The following is an 11,834-nucleotide window of genomic DNA, read 5'->3' on the forward strand; positions in this document are numbered from 1 at the left end:
GTCCTCCCCTTCCCGCTCCGAGACGTCTATTACAGAGGCATGCACAGTCTGGACTCGCTCGCCGCCCTGCCTGACGGGGCCCTCTCCTCGCCGGCCGCGCAACGGAACGCCAACGCGATTCTAGGTGTGCTGAGGGCGCATCTGCCTGCGTGTGGACGGGTGCTGGAAGTCGCCGCAGGCTCAGGCGAACACGCCCTGGCCTTCGCCTCTGCCCTGCCCGGCCTGGACTGGACGCCCAGCGATCCCAGCCCGGAGGCGCGCGCCAGCATCTCGGCCTGGAGGCGTGGCGGCCCATCAAACCTGCGCCCCCCGATGGCGCTGGACGCCGATGATCCGGAGACCTGGCCTCGGGACGGTTTCGACGCCTTGTATTGCGCGAACATGACGCACATCAGCCCCTGGTCGGCGACCGAGGGGCTGATGGATATGGCCGGCCGCGTGCTGAGACGCCCCGGCGGTCTTCTTGCGCTGTACGGCCCCTATCGCGAGGCGGAGGTTCCGCTGGCGGAATCGAACGCAGCCTTCGACGACAGTCTGAAAGCGCGAGACCCCGCATGGGGCCTTCGCGACCGCGAGGCGGTCGATGCCCTGGCCCGATCCCATGGCCTAGCCGCCACGCGTCGGGTGCAGATGCCGGCCAACAATCTGATGCTTCTGTTCAGAAGCGCCTGACTACAGGGCCGAGACGGCGGCCGAGAGGTCGGCGCGCTCGTTGAGCAGGGTCGCCTTGCCAGCCTTGAACAGGGCGCCATGCGCCTCTGCTGCTACGCCGAAACTTTCGGCCGCTACAGCCACGCCGTCGGCGAAGGCGATCACCAACAAATCATTGGCGCGGGCCAAATCAACCAGCGATCGCACGGCGGCCAACGAGGCCTCATCCTGCGAACCACCCGGTACGACCAGGCCCCGCAACCGCCCTTCGACGATGTCGTTTGCTGTCGCAGTCGCCAGCACAGTTACGCCGCCGGTGACAAGACTCGCGTCGCCGGTCGAGATGGGGGCCAAGCCGACGCCTTCGGCCCGCAGCGCGCCTTCAACGTCGCCCAGTTCACCGAATTCCATGTCACGTCGCATCACCAGCCCCATGCGCAGCCGGGTCGGAACGGGACGGTTGTAACCAGTGCGACGGGGTCCGGCGGAAGATTTGCTTTGAGCGTACAAGACGTCTCCTTCAATGTTTCAATATTTTTTCAAATCTGACAGCCAAGGATGCCTGATCAATGACACGAACGAGCAAGAAAAAATGAAATCGGCACGTCCGACATCAGCGGAAACGCACAATGGCTCATTTGTGGAATGACCGCAGATATAGTGAAACGGCTTGCCAGTTCAACAGCCGACGGTTCGATCGCCGCGCTTTTTATGCTGAAATAGTTCAGGAGCCGTTCTTAAAATCAGGACGACACGGGTGATCATGCGAAGCTGCAGCGTCAAAAGCTGTGCAAGTTCAATTTGAAGCGCCCGCCATGCCGTTGTTTTTGAAGTAAAAAACTCTACGAGAAAATTGCACTGTGCAGTTCCGACTGCGAATTCAGCCGGCATCCCTTCCTGTCGCCGCACGAGATTGAGGCTCTCCCCGAATGTCAAAGACCCGGCGTCCACTGTAAGGCCGCCTGGACCAGCGCCGGGTAGAGCAAGGAAATTATTTTCAAGCCCATGAAATCATGCCGCTTCCCTCACGGAATTAGGATGGCGGGAGTTCCGCAGCGACGCCGGATGGCCTAGACACCCCCATCGACTGGACGGAGCCCGATGGCCTTCACCCGCACCTATGACGGCGATGAACCCGTCCGCGTTAACAAGTGGCTGGGACAGACCGGCGTCTGTTCGCGGCGCGAGGCCGAGAGCCTGATCGCCGAGGGCCTCGTCTCCATTGATGGCGAGACCATCAGCGACGCCGGCCGCAAGATCGAGCCGGGCCAGACCCTGACCTTGAACGACACCGCCCAGCAGGCCCTGGCCTCGGGTATGACGCTGGTTCTGCACAAGCCGGTCGGCTACGTCTCGGGCCAGCCGGACCCCGGCAAGATCCCGGCCGTGCGCCTGTTGAAAGCCCCCAATCGCATCGGCGAAGGCGAGGTTCCGGCGCGCGACGCCTCCCTGCCCCCTATCGGACGGCTGGACGAAGATTCACGCGGTCTATTGCTGCTGTCGTCCGACGGCGTGGTCGCCAAGGCGGTGATCGGGCCGGCGTCTGAACTCGACAAGGAATATCTGGTCGTCGTCGACGGCGTGATCACCGAGGGCAAGCTCAGCCGCCTGCGCCACGGCCTGGTGCTGAACGACAAGCCGCTGAAGCCCGCTCGCGTGACCCAGATCGCACCGCAACGCCTGCGCTTCGTCCTGACCGAGGGCAAGTATCGCCAGATCCGCCGCATGTGCGAACTGGTCGGGCTGGAAGTCGTGGACCTGTACCGCATCCGTATCGGCCCGCTGGAGATCGGCGACTTGCCGGAAGGCCGCTGGCGTCATCTGACCGATCAGGAACGCGCCGCCCTCATCACCGCCTCGACGGCTAGTCCAACGCCCTGAACCACCGGTCCAGCAGTTCAGCCTCGGCGCGCCGGGCCGCAGTGCGTTCGGCGGCCTCCGCGTCCACGCCCCACTGTTCCTCCTGAAACAGCTCGTCGATCCGCGACAGGTCGAAGGCGAGGCCGCCCGCCAGCGCCCCCTGCTCCACCGCCAGGGCCAGCACCGCCGAACCCAGCAAAGGCACAGCCGTCGCCAGCCCCGTCAGGCGGAAATCGTCCATCGACAGGGCGTGCGCCTTAACCCGCGCGATGGCGTCCGGCGACTGCGGCCGATGCACAATCCCAGCGATGGGCTCAAGCGCCACCCCCATCTCGCGCGCCGCCCAGTCGCGCCACGGCCCCCATTCGCGCTGTTGGCGCTCGACCAACGACGTCGGATGTTCGGCGAGATAACAGACCACGTCCGACCCGGCGTAGGCCGCGATCTCTTCCGCCACCGGCTCGCGCGCCTGGCCGATCCGATCAATGGCGGTAGAGGCCAGCCGCGTCGCCGGCATGGTTGAAGGTTCGACGATCTCCCCCTGCGCAGCCCATTCTTCGGCCACGAGCTGAGCGGCGGCCTGCGTCGGAAGCACAAGCGGCGCCTTGGCCGGCGTCTTTGGCGTCCGCCCATCCAGCAGCACAGCCCAGCCGCCGTCTCCGTGCGGCCCGACCGACACAGCGCTCCAGAAGCGGCGCACCCTTTCCTCAGCTTCGCGAAAACCCTTTCGGGCCGCGACCATGGGATCGAGCGGGGGAATATGGCTCATCGAATTCTCTTCACGCCCAGGAACGGATCGTCCTCCGCCTCGTCCTCCGAGAAGCCGAAGTGGGCGAAGCCGGCCTTCATTTCGGGGCTGAGAGGCGCCGTGACCTTAAGCACGCCGCCGCGCGGATGATCCAGTTCGATGCTTCGGGCATGGAGCTGCAGCTTCAGCGGGCCGGACAGTTCCCTGGATTTCTCGTCGCCGTATTTGGGATCGCCCAGGATCGGGTGGCCTATCCCGGCCATATGGGCGCGCAGCTGGTGAGTCCGGCCGGTGAAGGGGCGCAAGGCCATCCACGAGGCGCGGTGCGAGGCGCGCGACACCGTGCTGAAGGCCGTCTCGGCCGGTTCAGCCTTGGGATCCTTGCGCTCGGCCGGGCGCATCATCTCGAAGTCGTTGATGCCGGTCTTCTTCAGCGGCATGTCGATCTGGCCCGAATAGGGTTTCGGGTTGCCGATGACGATGGCCCAATAGGTTTTCTTGGCCTGACGACGAGCGAAGGCGCCCGCGAGCCGCTTGGCCGCCTCCGGCCCCTTGCCCAGCAGGAGAACGCCCGAGGTGTCGCGGTCCAGACGGTGGACCAGGCGCGGCCGGTCCATCCCCTCGCCCCAGGCCGACAGCAGGCGGTCGACGTGGCGGCTGGTCTTGGTGCCGCCCTGGACCGCCAGGCCGTGCGGCTTGTTGATGGCGATGACCATGTCGTCCTCATAGAGGACCAGCGACTTGGCGAAGGCGATGTCCCGTTCCGACAGGGTGTGCAGATCCCCGGCCTGACGCGAGGTGTCGTCGGGGATCGGCGGCACGCGCACGGCGGCGCCGGCGGTCAGGCGGCCCTCGGGCTTGATCCGCGCGCCGTCCACGCGGATCTGACCGCTGCGGGCCATCTTCTGCACCTGTATGTTGGACAAGTGGGGCCAGCGCCTACGGAACCAGCGGTCGAGCCGGATGCCGTCCTCGTCCTCGGCGACATAGATAGTCAGGACTTCGCGCTTGGGCGCGTCCTCAATGGGGGGCTGGTCGGTCAAAGGGCGGCTCCAAAGGCGCGGCGGGCGACCATCAGGCCGATAAAAAGGGCGACGACGGCCAGGACCACCGAACCGACGACATAGGCGGCGGCCAGGGCGTAATCCCGCCGCTCGATCATCATCACCGCCTCCAGCGAATAGGAGGAGAAGGTGGTGAAACCGCCCAGCACGCCGACCGCGGCGAACAGCCGGATCGTCTCCTGCTGCGCCCCGCCCTTGAACGTCAGCCACCCGACCAGAAGCCCCATGGCCAGACCGCCCAGAACATTGGCGGCGAAGGTGCCCATTGGCCATGTGGCGTTCGGAGCCAGCCGGGCGGCCAGAAGGCCGAGGCCGAACCGGGCCATCGAGCCCAGTGCTCCGCCGGCGGCGACGAGAAGAAACCGTGTCATGATCCGGCGCTATATACGCCGACGGCGCCGAAAGCGAAGCCTCCCGCGCCGTCACGCCCGTCTGACCGAAACTTCACTTGCCCTTGGACACGGTTAACGGCGATATCCAAGATGAGCCGTCAGCGGTTTGGGGGAAGCCAAGTCATGTCGCAGGAAGACAGCCAGAGCCCGGTGATCGCACCCACTATGACTCCGCCGACGCCGCCCGCCGAACCGGAGGCGCCGCCTGCTGCGCAGCCGCATGATCTCGCGCCGCAGGAGGCTCCGGAGGCGCAGCGCGCGCCGCCGCCGAACCCGACCCCCACCGACACCCCGGCGGTGTCCGATGAAGGCGTGCTGCGCCCCATCCAGGAAAGCGACTATTTCACCCTGGACGACGCCTCGATCGCCAAGATCTCGGGCAATATCGACCTCTACTTCAACCAGCCGCTCGAAATCTTTCCCTTCTGGGAGAACGAGAAGAAGCCCGACCGTTTCCACGTCCTGTTCGCGCGCCAGATCGAGGAGCGATTCCCGGCGGACCGCGACATCCGCGGCCGGGTTCACGCCTATGGTCGGCGCATCTTCCGCGCCCTATGCGTCCATGTCGGCATCAAGCGGCTGACCCAGGCCCTGGCCCTGATCGCCTTCGCCGTCCTGGCCGAGATGGGCCCGACCCTGTTCGCCGACTGGGCCGGAGGGCAACCGGCCGGTCTGGGCCTGAGCGTCCTGGCCATGCTGATTACGGGCGGGATCTTCTTCGGCGTCTCGACCATCCTGTTCATCCAGTACCGGTTCCGGCTGGAGAACGACTCCTACGAGCTGTCGCGCGAGATCGTGCAGCGGACGCGAGAGCTGCAGAACCTGTTCACCAACGCCCGCGCCCTGTCCGACCAAGCCGAGACCACCTATCAGATGGACGGCAAGGCCTGGGGCCAGCGCGCCCTCTATCTGACGCGGCTGGTCATGTGGATCGGCGCCCGGATGGAATATCTGGAGAAGTTCATCCAGATGGAGCTGTGGCGCGTGCGGCGCGAACGCTACTGGATGCGGTGGTTCGGGCGGATCACCGCCCCGACGGTGCTGCTGATCTGGCTGGTCTTCTTCGCCTTCTTCCCCGCGCCGCAGGCCAATGAGATCGGCTTCCGCATTCTTCAGATCATCGCCGTCCTGCTGGCGGGCGGCGTGTCCTGGCTGTCCTATTTCCGCTGGCAGACGCCCGCTCAGGCGATCCAGGACAAGCTGGGCGCCGAGGGCTGGGTCCGCTACGCCTCGCTGGACGTCGACAATACGGTCGGCGACCAGGTGCGGCGCGACAAGGAGCGGCTGGTCGAATATCGCGCCCTCACCCGAGGGCGCTGATCAGCGCGGGATTGAGGCCTGCACCGACCGGGCGTCATAGGCGTTCGGACGGTCGGGCTTTTGCCCCCGTCCCATGACGATCTCAAGCGAGGTCGAGGTCGGGCTCGGCCCGCTGAAGTTCAGGCCCAGACCCACCCCGACGCCCGAGGACGAATAACCGCCATACCGGCTGGAGCCTCCGCCGATGGAGACGCTGGGCCGCACCCCGCCTGCGCCGCCGGGACGGCCGTCGGTCCAGCTCTGGGTCACTTCGAACCAGTCATAGCCTTGATCGGTTGTCAGGTCGGCCGCCCGCACCAGGGCGTAATCCGCCACAGCGCCCGGCGCACCGACGCCGTTGTAGGTGACGCGATACCTGTTGGACTCGATCCGCTGCTCCGAATACCCCTGCCCCCCCGGGGCGCGCTGGGCGCCGTAGGGGGCCAGGCTGGCGCAGGCGGCCAGGGCGAGGGTCGAGGCGGCGAGGCTGAGAATGGCGAGGCGCTTCATGGCGTTGTCTCCCTTTGACGGAGATAGCGTTGCTTGAGCCGGAGCGTTCCGTCTAGAGGCCCAGCGCGGTTCGCAAACCCGCGAAATCGGCGGGCGGCGGCGCCTCGACCGTGGTGGTCCCGCCTTCCGGATGAGGAAAGCTCAGCTTGGCGGCGTGCAGCATCAGGCGCGGCGCCGGCCCCACCTCTGTCGTCAACGCCCCGCCATAGCGGACATCTCCGATCAGCGGACGCCCCAGATGGGCCATATGAACCCGCAACTGGTGCATCCGCCCGGTCAGCGGCTCCAGCTCGACCACCGCCCCCTGATCATTGGCGGCCAGAGTCCGATAGCGGCTCTGCGAACCCTGGGCGCCGGGCGCATCGAAGGCGACGACCCGCATATAGGACTCGCGCCCGATCTCCTCGCGCCGCAGCGGGGCGTCGATCGTCCCGGATGCCGGATCCGGCGCCGCGGACAGCAGGGCCAGATACTGTTTGCGGAACCGCCGCATCTGCAGCGCCTTGCCCAGAAAACCCGCCGCCGGCTTGGTCTTGGCCGCCAGGATCACGCCCGAAGTGTCGCGGTCCAGTCGATGCACCAGTTCCGGCCGCTTGCCGTTCGACCGCGCAAAGGCCCATAGCAGATCATCGAGCGTATGTGCCTGGATCCGCCCGCCCTGGCTGGACAGGCCGGACGGCTTGGAAAAGGCGATCACATGAGCGTCCTCATGGATCACCCACGACCGGACGGCGGCGATCTCATCCTCGGACAGGGCGACGGGCTGGCGGGTTGTCATTGGGGGCTTCTAGAGGTCAGTCCCCCGCCCCGTCCACCGTCGCCTCCTTCGCCAGCCGCGCCCGCATCTCGGCCCAACGCTCCAGCCGCGCCTTGACCTTCTCCTCATGCCCCTCGCCCTTGGGCTTGTAGAAGGTGCGGCGCTCCATCTCGTCGGGGAAGAAGTTGGCGCCTGAGAAGCCCTCGGGCGTGTCGGGGTCGTACTGATAGCCCTTGCCGTAGCCCAGCGACTTCATCAGCTTGGTCGGGGCGTTGCGGATATGGGCGGGCGGCATCAGCGACCCGGTCTCATAGGCCGCCTTCTTGGCCGCCTTGAAGGCCTCGTACACCCCCACCGACTTTGGCGCGGTGGCCAGATGCACCACAGCCTGAGCCAGGGCCAGTTCGCCCTCGGGGCTGCCCAGGAAGTCGTAGGTGTCCTTGGCCGCATTGGCGACCAAGATCGACAGGGGGTCCGCCTCGCCGATGTCCTCGACCGCCATCCGCACGATCCGCCGCGCCAGATACAGCGGGTCCTCGCCCCCGTTCAGCATCCGCGCCAGCCAGTACAGGGCCGCGTCCGGATCCGAGCCCCGCACCGATTTATGTAGGGCGGATATGAGGTTGTAGTGTTCTTCTCTCGACTTGTCGTAGGCGGGCGCGCGGCGTTGCAACACGCCGGCCAGCCCCTGCACGTCCAGGACTTCGGCCGCGGGCAGGTCGAACAGAACCTCGGACATGGTCAGCAGGTAGCGACCGTCACCGTCGGCCAGGGCCAGCATGGCCTGACGCGCTTCCGGCGCCAGTGGCAGCGCCTTCTCCAGATGCGCCTCAGCCCGCGCCAGCAGTTGATCCAGCGCCGCGTCGTCCAGCCGCTTCAGCACATAGACTTGGCTGCGTGACAGCAGCGCCCCGTTCAGCTCGAAACTGGGATTCTCGGTCGTGGCCCCGACCAGGGTGACGACCCCGGCCTCGACGAAGGGCAGGAAGCCGTCCTGCTGGGCGCGGTTGAACCGGTGGATCTCATCGACGAACAACAGGGTGCTCTGCCCCGCCGCCCGGCGCATACGCGCCGCCTCAAACGCCTTCTTCAGATCGGCGACGCCGGAAAAGACGGCGCTGATCGACTGGTATTCATAGCCCGCCGCCTGGGCCAGCAGCCGGGCGATGGTGGTCTTGCCGGTGCCCGGCGGCCCCCACAGGATCATCGAGCCCAACCGCCCCGCCTCAATCATCCGACGGATCGGCCCGCCGGCGCCGAGCAGATGATCCTGCCCCACCACCTCGTCCAGCGTGCGCGGTCGCAGACGGTCTGCCAAAGGCGCGTCGGGGGGCAAGATGCCGGAGGCTTCGAACAGATCGCTCATTGCGACCTATGTAGTCGTGCCTAAAGCGGTTTTCACCCGTTAGTATGGGTCAGCGCTGTAGAGATCGATCATGACCGACGCCCATCCGAACCAAGGCCCGACCAGCGGCCTGACACCCCACCTGACGATTCCGTCGCGCGGGGCCTCGGCCGCCGTCGACTTCTACATCATCGCCTTCGGGGCCGAGGTGCTGGATCGCCGCCTGGCCGACGACGGCGAGCGGCTGATCCACGCCCATCTGAAGATCAACGGCGCCAGCCTGATGCTGAACGACGAGTTCCCGGAATACACGGGTCAGGCGGACATTCGTCCGGTCGGGGTGACCCTCCACCTCCGGGTCGCAGATCCGGACGCCTGGTGGACCAGGGCCATGACCGTCGGCGGCGCCGAGCCGCTGATGGACATGGCGGACCAGTTCTGGGGCGACCGCTACGGCGTCCTTCGCGACCCCTTCGGCCACACCTGGTCGATCGGCGGACCGAGGAAAGGCTGATCCGCGTCGCTTAGCGCAATACGCCGGGGATCTGACGACCATTGCGGACGATGACGAACTCCCACGGCCCTCGGCCAGCGCTGGCGCTCTCCAAGTCACGGGCCGTGCTGATTGGGCGACCGTTCAAACTGACGATCAAGTCGTTCTGTCGGAAGCCGGCGCGCGCGGCGTATCCCCGACCTGAAAGGCCGATAATGATGACACCGCTGGCGAACGGGTCGCCGCCAAGCCGGTCGGCTAGGGCCGGGTTCAACGCCACAACCTCGGCGCCGGCGAAGGGACCGGACTGGATGGTCACGCCCTGGTCCGGATCGGCGTCGCCCGGCAGGGTCTGGACCCGCGCGGTCAGGGTCTCGGCCCGGCCGTCACGCAGGACGGCGACCTGGACCTGATCGTTCGGATTGCGGGAGCCAATACGGTAGTTCAGCCCGTTCTGGTCGTTGATCTCCTGACCGTCCACGGCCGTGATCACATCGCCTTGGCGCAGGCCGGCGCGGGCGGCGGGACCGTTCGCATAGACGTCCGTGACGACCAGCCCCTGCGGCCGGCTCAGACCCAGGCTGCCGGCGATGTCGCCGGTGACGGTGTCGCCCTTCACGCCCAGCCAGGGACGGACCACGGCCTTGGCGCCGCCCAGGGCCGAATCGACCACCCGCTTGACCATGGCGGCGGGCACGGCGAACCCGACCCCCGCCGACGAGCCTGAGCGTGAGAAGATGGCGGTGTTGATGCCGATCAGGTCGCCGTCCATGTCCACCAGCGCCCCGCCGGAGTTGCCGGGGTTGATGGCTGCATCGGTCTGGATGAAGGAGCCGCTGTCGGAAATGCCGGTCTCGGTACGGTTCAGGGCCGAGATGATGCCGTTGGTCACGGTCTGGCCCACGCCGAACGGATTGCCGATGGCCAGGACCAGATCGCCGACCTGCTGCTCTTCCTGATCGTCGATGGCCAGGACCGGCAGCCGGTCGCTGACGTTTTCCAGCCTCAGCACGGCGATGTCGCTGCGTTCGTCGGCCAGGATGACGGTGGCGGGAAACTCGCGCCGGTCGTTCAGCACGACCTTGATCTGCTGGGCGCCCTGGATGACATGATTGTTGGTCACCACGATCCCGTCCGAACGCACGATCACGCCCGAGCCGACCGACTCAGCCACCCGCGCCTGGGGCATGCCGCCGCCGAAGAACTGGAAGAAGGGATCGACCGCCTGGACCCGCTGCACGCTGCGGGCCGAGATATTGACCACCGCCGGCGCGGCCGACCGCACCACGGGAGCGAAGCTGGACTTCATCCCCGCCGCGTCGCTGGGGGCCGTGCGCGTCGGCTGGGCGAACTCGCCCTCCTGCGCCTTGGAACTGGTGGGATTGCCGCAGGCCGACAGGGCCAGGGCGGCGGCGAGCACGATCGAGCGGGTCGTCATTGTCATCCGAGAAGCACAGCCTTCAATCCCGCCATACCGCCCGGCTTTTCGGGCGGGATCAAGGCGGGCGGCGCATCCACGGATCGGAACCAGACCAAGAAAAAGGCCGCCTCCTTGCGAAGACGGCCTCGAATTCTTCAGTTCGCGAGAACTTACCGGCTACCGGCGCCGGGCCCCGGAACGCGCGGCTTCGGCGCGGGCAGCAGGCCTTCGCGCTGGGCGCGCTTGCGGGCCAGCTTACGGGCGCGACGGACAGCTTCGGCCTTTTGACGGGCGCGCTTTTCCGAAGGCTTTTCGTAATGCACGTGGCGCTTCATTTCACGGAAGCTGCCTTCGCGTTGCATCTTCTTCTTGAGGGCTTTCAGCGCTTGATCGACGTTATTATCGCGAACGAAAATCTGTACCAGGTTGAACTCTCCTTTGGCCGCCCGCCGCGTCCTGTTGAGGGAGACGGGCGAACAAATAAAATCAGCGTCCGAAAGCCAAGCCCTCGGATGAAGGCGCGCTAGTACACGAGCCGCCCCATTCTGTCCAGATCGCCTGACCAGATCGTCGCGCCCATTGTTGAAGGCTCGAAACCCCGACCGGACGGGCGTATGCTCCGCCTCATGACACAGAACGACGACTGGGCCGACCGGACCGAACAGACCGTGCTGGACGCGGCCGTGTCCCGTGCGCCCGCCCTGGGCTGGAACGCCCGCCTGGTGCGCGAAGCCTGCGAGGCCTGCGGCCTGTCGCGCGGGGACGAAGAACTGCTGCTGCCCAATGGCGCGCGCGATCTGGCCGCCCTGCTGTCGCGCCGTCATGACGCCCGCGCGCTGGAAGCTCTGGCGGCGATCGACGCCAAGTCTTTGAAGATTCGCGAACGAATCGCCCGCGCCGTGTCCGAACGGATGGAGGCCGGCGCCGCCGACCTTGAGGCGACGCGCCGTTGCGCCGCCTTCCTCGCGCTGCCGACCAACGCCGATCTGGGGCTGAAACTGGCCTGGGAGAGCGCCGATCATCTGTGGCGCTGGTCCGGCGACGAATCGACCGACTGGAACCACTATTCGAAGCGGACCATCCTGTCGGGCATATTGATCCCCGCCCTGACCATGCGCTGGTTCGACGGCCGCGAGGCGGCGGAAGCCTTCGTCGCCCGTCGCATCGAAAACGTCATGGCCTTCGAGAAGTGGAAAGCCGGCAAGGACTTCGAAGCGCCCTTCCGCAGGGTGACGGACGTGCTGAGTCGCGTGCGGTATGGGGCGCGGGGCTAACGCCCTTCCCCTCCGTCATCC

The 11,834-nt window shown here is 66.7% G+C and carries 15 protein-coding genes; 5 read left to right on the top strand and 10 right to left on the bottom strand.

All coding sequences use genetic code 11. From position 1 onward, the window contains the following. The first annotated feature begins 39 nt into the window (after positions 1-39). On the top strand, positions 40-672 hold the full coding sequence (locus PKE72_RS02715; protein ID WP_271163935.1) for a DUF938 domain-containing protein: 633 nt from the start codon (positions 40-42) through the stop codon (positions 670-672). On the opposite strand, the gene PKE72_RS02720 is transcribed toward PKE72_RS02715, so the two are convergent. Both PKE72_RS02720 and PKE72_RS02725 read right to left on the bottom strand, forming a co-directional pair. Next, positions 673-1,074, bottom strand: coding sequence for a hypothetical protein (locus PKE72_RS02720; RefSeq protein ID WP_271163936.1), 402 nt, complete (start codon positions 1,072-1,074; stop codon positions 673-675). A gap of 255 nt (positions 1,075-1,329) precedes the next feature. Then, the gene (locus PKE72_RS02725; RefSeq protein WP_271163937.1) at positions 1,330-1,542 is read right to left on the bottom strand and encodes a hypothetical protein; all 213 of its coding nucleotides are present in this window, start codon (positions 1,540-1,542) and stop codon (positions 1,330-1,332) included. A gap of 210 nt (positions 1,543-1,752) precedes the next feature. On the opposite strand from PKE72_RS02725, the gene PKE72_RS02730 reads away from it, so the two are divergent. Then, positions 1,753-2,532 (top strand): pseudouridine synthase, encoded by a 780-nt coding sequence (locus tag PKE72_RS02730; protein WP_271163938.1) that lies wholly within the window; start codon positions 1,753-1,755, stop codon positions 2,530-2,532. Here PKE72_RS02730 and PKE72_RS02735 read toward each other — a convergent pair. The 3 genes from PKE72_RS02735 to crcB are packed head-to-tail and all read right to left on the bottom strand — an operon-like array spanning position 2,516 to position 4,694. Beyond that, positions 2,516-3,280, bottom strand: a complete 765-nt coding sequence (locus tag PKE72_RS02735; protein WP_271163939.1) for an ATP12 family chaperone protein — start codon at positions 3,278-3,280, stop codon at positions 2,516-2,518. The two genes, PKE72_RS02730 and PKE72_RS02735, sit on opposite strands and share 17 nt — an antisense overlap. Next, positions 3,277-4,302 (bottom strand): RluA family pseudouridine synthase, encoded by a 1,026-nt coding sequence (locus PKE72_RS02740; protein WP_271163940.1) that lies wholly within the window; start codon positions 4,300-4,302, stop codon positions 3,277-3,279. The genes PKE72_RS02735 and PKE72_RS02740 overlap by 4 nt, the downstream gene beginning before the upstream one ends. Beyond that, a complete protein-coding gene (crcB, locus tag PKE72_RS02745) occupies positions 4,299-4,694 on the bottom strand; it encodes a fluoride efflux transporter CrcB (protein WP_271163941.1) in 396 nt (131 codons plus the stop codon). The genes PKE72_RS02740 and crcB overlap by 4 nt, the downstream gene beginning before the upstream one ends. A gap of 144 nt (positions 4,695-4,838) precedes the next feature. Here crcB and PKE72_RS02750 point away from each other — a divergent pair, with 144 nt between their 5' ends. Next, positions 4,839-6,035 carry a hypothetical protein gene (locus PKE72_RS02750; RefSeq protein ID WP_271163942.1) on the top strand — a complete coding sequence of 399 codons (1,197 nt, stop codon included), beginning with the start codon at positions 4,839-4,841 and terminating at the stop codon, positions 6,033-6,035. On the opposite strand, the gene PKE72_RS02755 is transcribed toward PKE72_RS02750, so the two are convergent. Genes PKE72_RS02755 through PKE72_RS02765 form a run of 3 tightly spaced genes read right to left on the bottom strand, consistent with a single transcriptional unit; the run spans position 6,036 to position 8,647 of the window. Continuing rightward, on the bottom strand, positions 6,036-6,524 hold the full coding sequence (locus tag PKE72_RS02755) for a CC0125/CC1285 family lipoprotein (RefSeq protein WP_271163943.1): 489 nt from the start codon (positions 6,522-6,524) through the stop codon (positions 6,036-6,038). A gap of 52 nt (positions 6,525-6,576) precedes the next feature. After that, positions 6,577-7,302, bottom strand: coding sequence for an RluA family pseudouridine synthase (locus tag PKE72_RS02760; RefSeq protein ID WP_271163944.1), 726 nt, complete (start codon positions 7,300-7,302; stop codon positions 6,577-6,579). 16 nt (positions 7,303-7,318) lie between these two features. Next, positions 7,319-8,647, bottom strand: coding sequence for a replication-associated recombination protein A (locus PKE72_RS02765; RefSeq protein ID WP_271163945.1), 1,329 nt, complete (start codon positions 8,645-8,647; stop codon positions 7,319-7,321). A gap of 70 nt (positions 8,648-8,717) precedes the next feature. Here PKE72_RS02765 and PKE72_RS02770 point away from each other — a divergent pair, with 70 nt between their 5' ends. Then, on the top strand, positions 8,718-9,140 hold the full coding sequence (locus PKE72_RS02770) for a VOC family protein (protein WP_271163946.1): 423 nt from the start codon (positions 8,718-8,720) through the stop codon (positions 9,138-9,140). Between the two features lie 10 nt (positions 9,141-9,150). Here the strand turns inward: PKE72_RS02770 and PKE72_RS02775 are convergent, their stop codons facing one another. Together PKE72_RS02775 and rpsU are read right to left on the bottom strand one after the other, a co-directional pair. After that, positions 9,151-10,557, bottom strand: coding sequence for a Do family serine endopeptidase (locus PKE72_RS02775; protein ID WP_271163947.1), 1,407 nt, complete (start codon positions 10,555-10,557; stop codon positions 9,151-9,153). 152 nt (positions 10,558-10,709) lie between these two features. Next, positions 10,710-10,964 (bottom strand): 30S ribosomal protein S21, encoded by a 255-nt coding sequence (rpsU, locus tag PKE72_RS02780; RefSeq protein ID WP_271164667.1) that lies wholly within the window; start codon positions 10,962-10,964, stop codon positions 10,710-10,712. A gap of 189 nt (positions 10,965-11,153) precedes the next feature. Here rpsU and PKE72_RS02785 point away from each other — a divergent pair, with 189 nt between their 5' ends. Further along, positions 11,154-11,813, top strand: coding sequence for a COQ9 family protein (locus PKE72_RS02785; RefSeq protein WP_271163948.1), 660 nt, complete (start codon positions 11,154-11,156; stop codon positions 11,811-11,813). The last annotated feature ends 21 nt before the right edge of the window (positions 11,814-11,834 follow it).

This window comes from Brevundimonas intermedia (assembly GCF_027922165.1).
GTDB lineage: Bacteria > Pseudomonadota > Alphaproteobacteria > Caulobacterales > Caulobacteraceae > Brevundimonas > Brevundimonas intermedia.

Bases quoted from the DNA above. Each gene is read 5' to 3' on its own strand.
- PKE72_RS02715 (WP_271163935.1), top strand. From the start codon at position 40: ATGCACAGTCTGGACTCGCTCGCCGCCCTGCCTGACGGGGCCCTCTCC.
- PKE72_RS02720 (WP_271163936.1), bottom strand. From the start codon at position 1,074: ATGCGACGTGACATGGAATTCGGTGAACTGGGCGACGTTGAAGGCGCG.
- PKE72_RS02725 (WP_271163937.1), bottom strand. From the start codon at position 1,542: ATGCCGGCTGAATTCGCAGTCGGAACTGCACAGTGCAATTTTCTCGTA.
- PKE72_RS02730 (WP_271163938.1), top strand. From the start codon at position 1,753: ATGGCCTTCACCCGCACCTATGACGGCGATGAACCCGTCCGCGTTAAC.
- PKE72_RS02735 (WP_271163939.1), bottom strand. From the start codon at position 3,280: ATGAGCCATATTCCCCCGCTCGATCCCATGGTCGCGGCCCGAAAGGGT.
- crcB (WP_271163941.1), bottom strand. From the start codon at position 4,694: ATGACACGGTTTCTTCTCGTCGCCGCCGGCGGAGCACTGGGCTCGATG.
- PKE72_RS02750 (WP_271163942.1), top strand. From the start codon at position 4,839: ATGTCGCAGGAAGACAGCCAGAGCCCGGTGATCGCACCCACTATGACT.
- PKE72_RS02755 (WP_271163943.1), bottom strand. From the start codon at position 6,524: ATGAAGCGCCTCGCCATTCTCAGCCTCGCCGCCTCGACCCTCGCCCTG.
- PKE72_RS02760 (WP_271163944.1), bottom strand. From the start codon at position 7,302: ATGACAACCCGCCAGCCCGTCGCCCTGTCCGAGGATGAGATCGCCGCC.
- PKE72_RS02765 (WP_271163945.1), bottom strand. From the start codon at position 8,647: ATGAGCGATCTGTTCGAAGCCTCCGGCATCTTGCCCCCCGACGCGCCT.
- PKE72_RS02770 (WP_271163946.1), top strand. From the start codon at position 8,718: ATGACCGACGCCCATCCGAACCAAGGCCCGACCAGCGGCCTGACACCC.
- PKE72_RS02775 (WP_271163947.1), bottom strand. From the start codon at position 10,557: ATGACGACCCGCTCGATCGTGCTCGCCGCCGCCCTGGCCCTGTCGGCC.
- PKE72_RS02785 (WP_271163948.1), top strand. From the start codon at position 11,154: ATGCTCCGCCTCATGACACAGAACGACGACTGGGCCGACCGGACCGAA.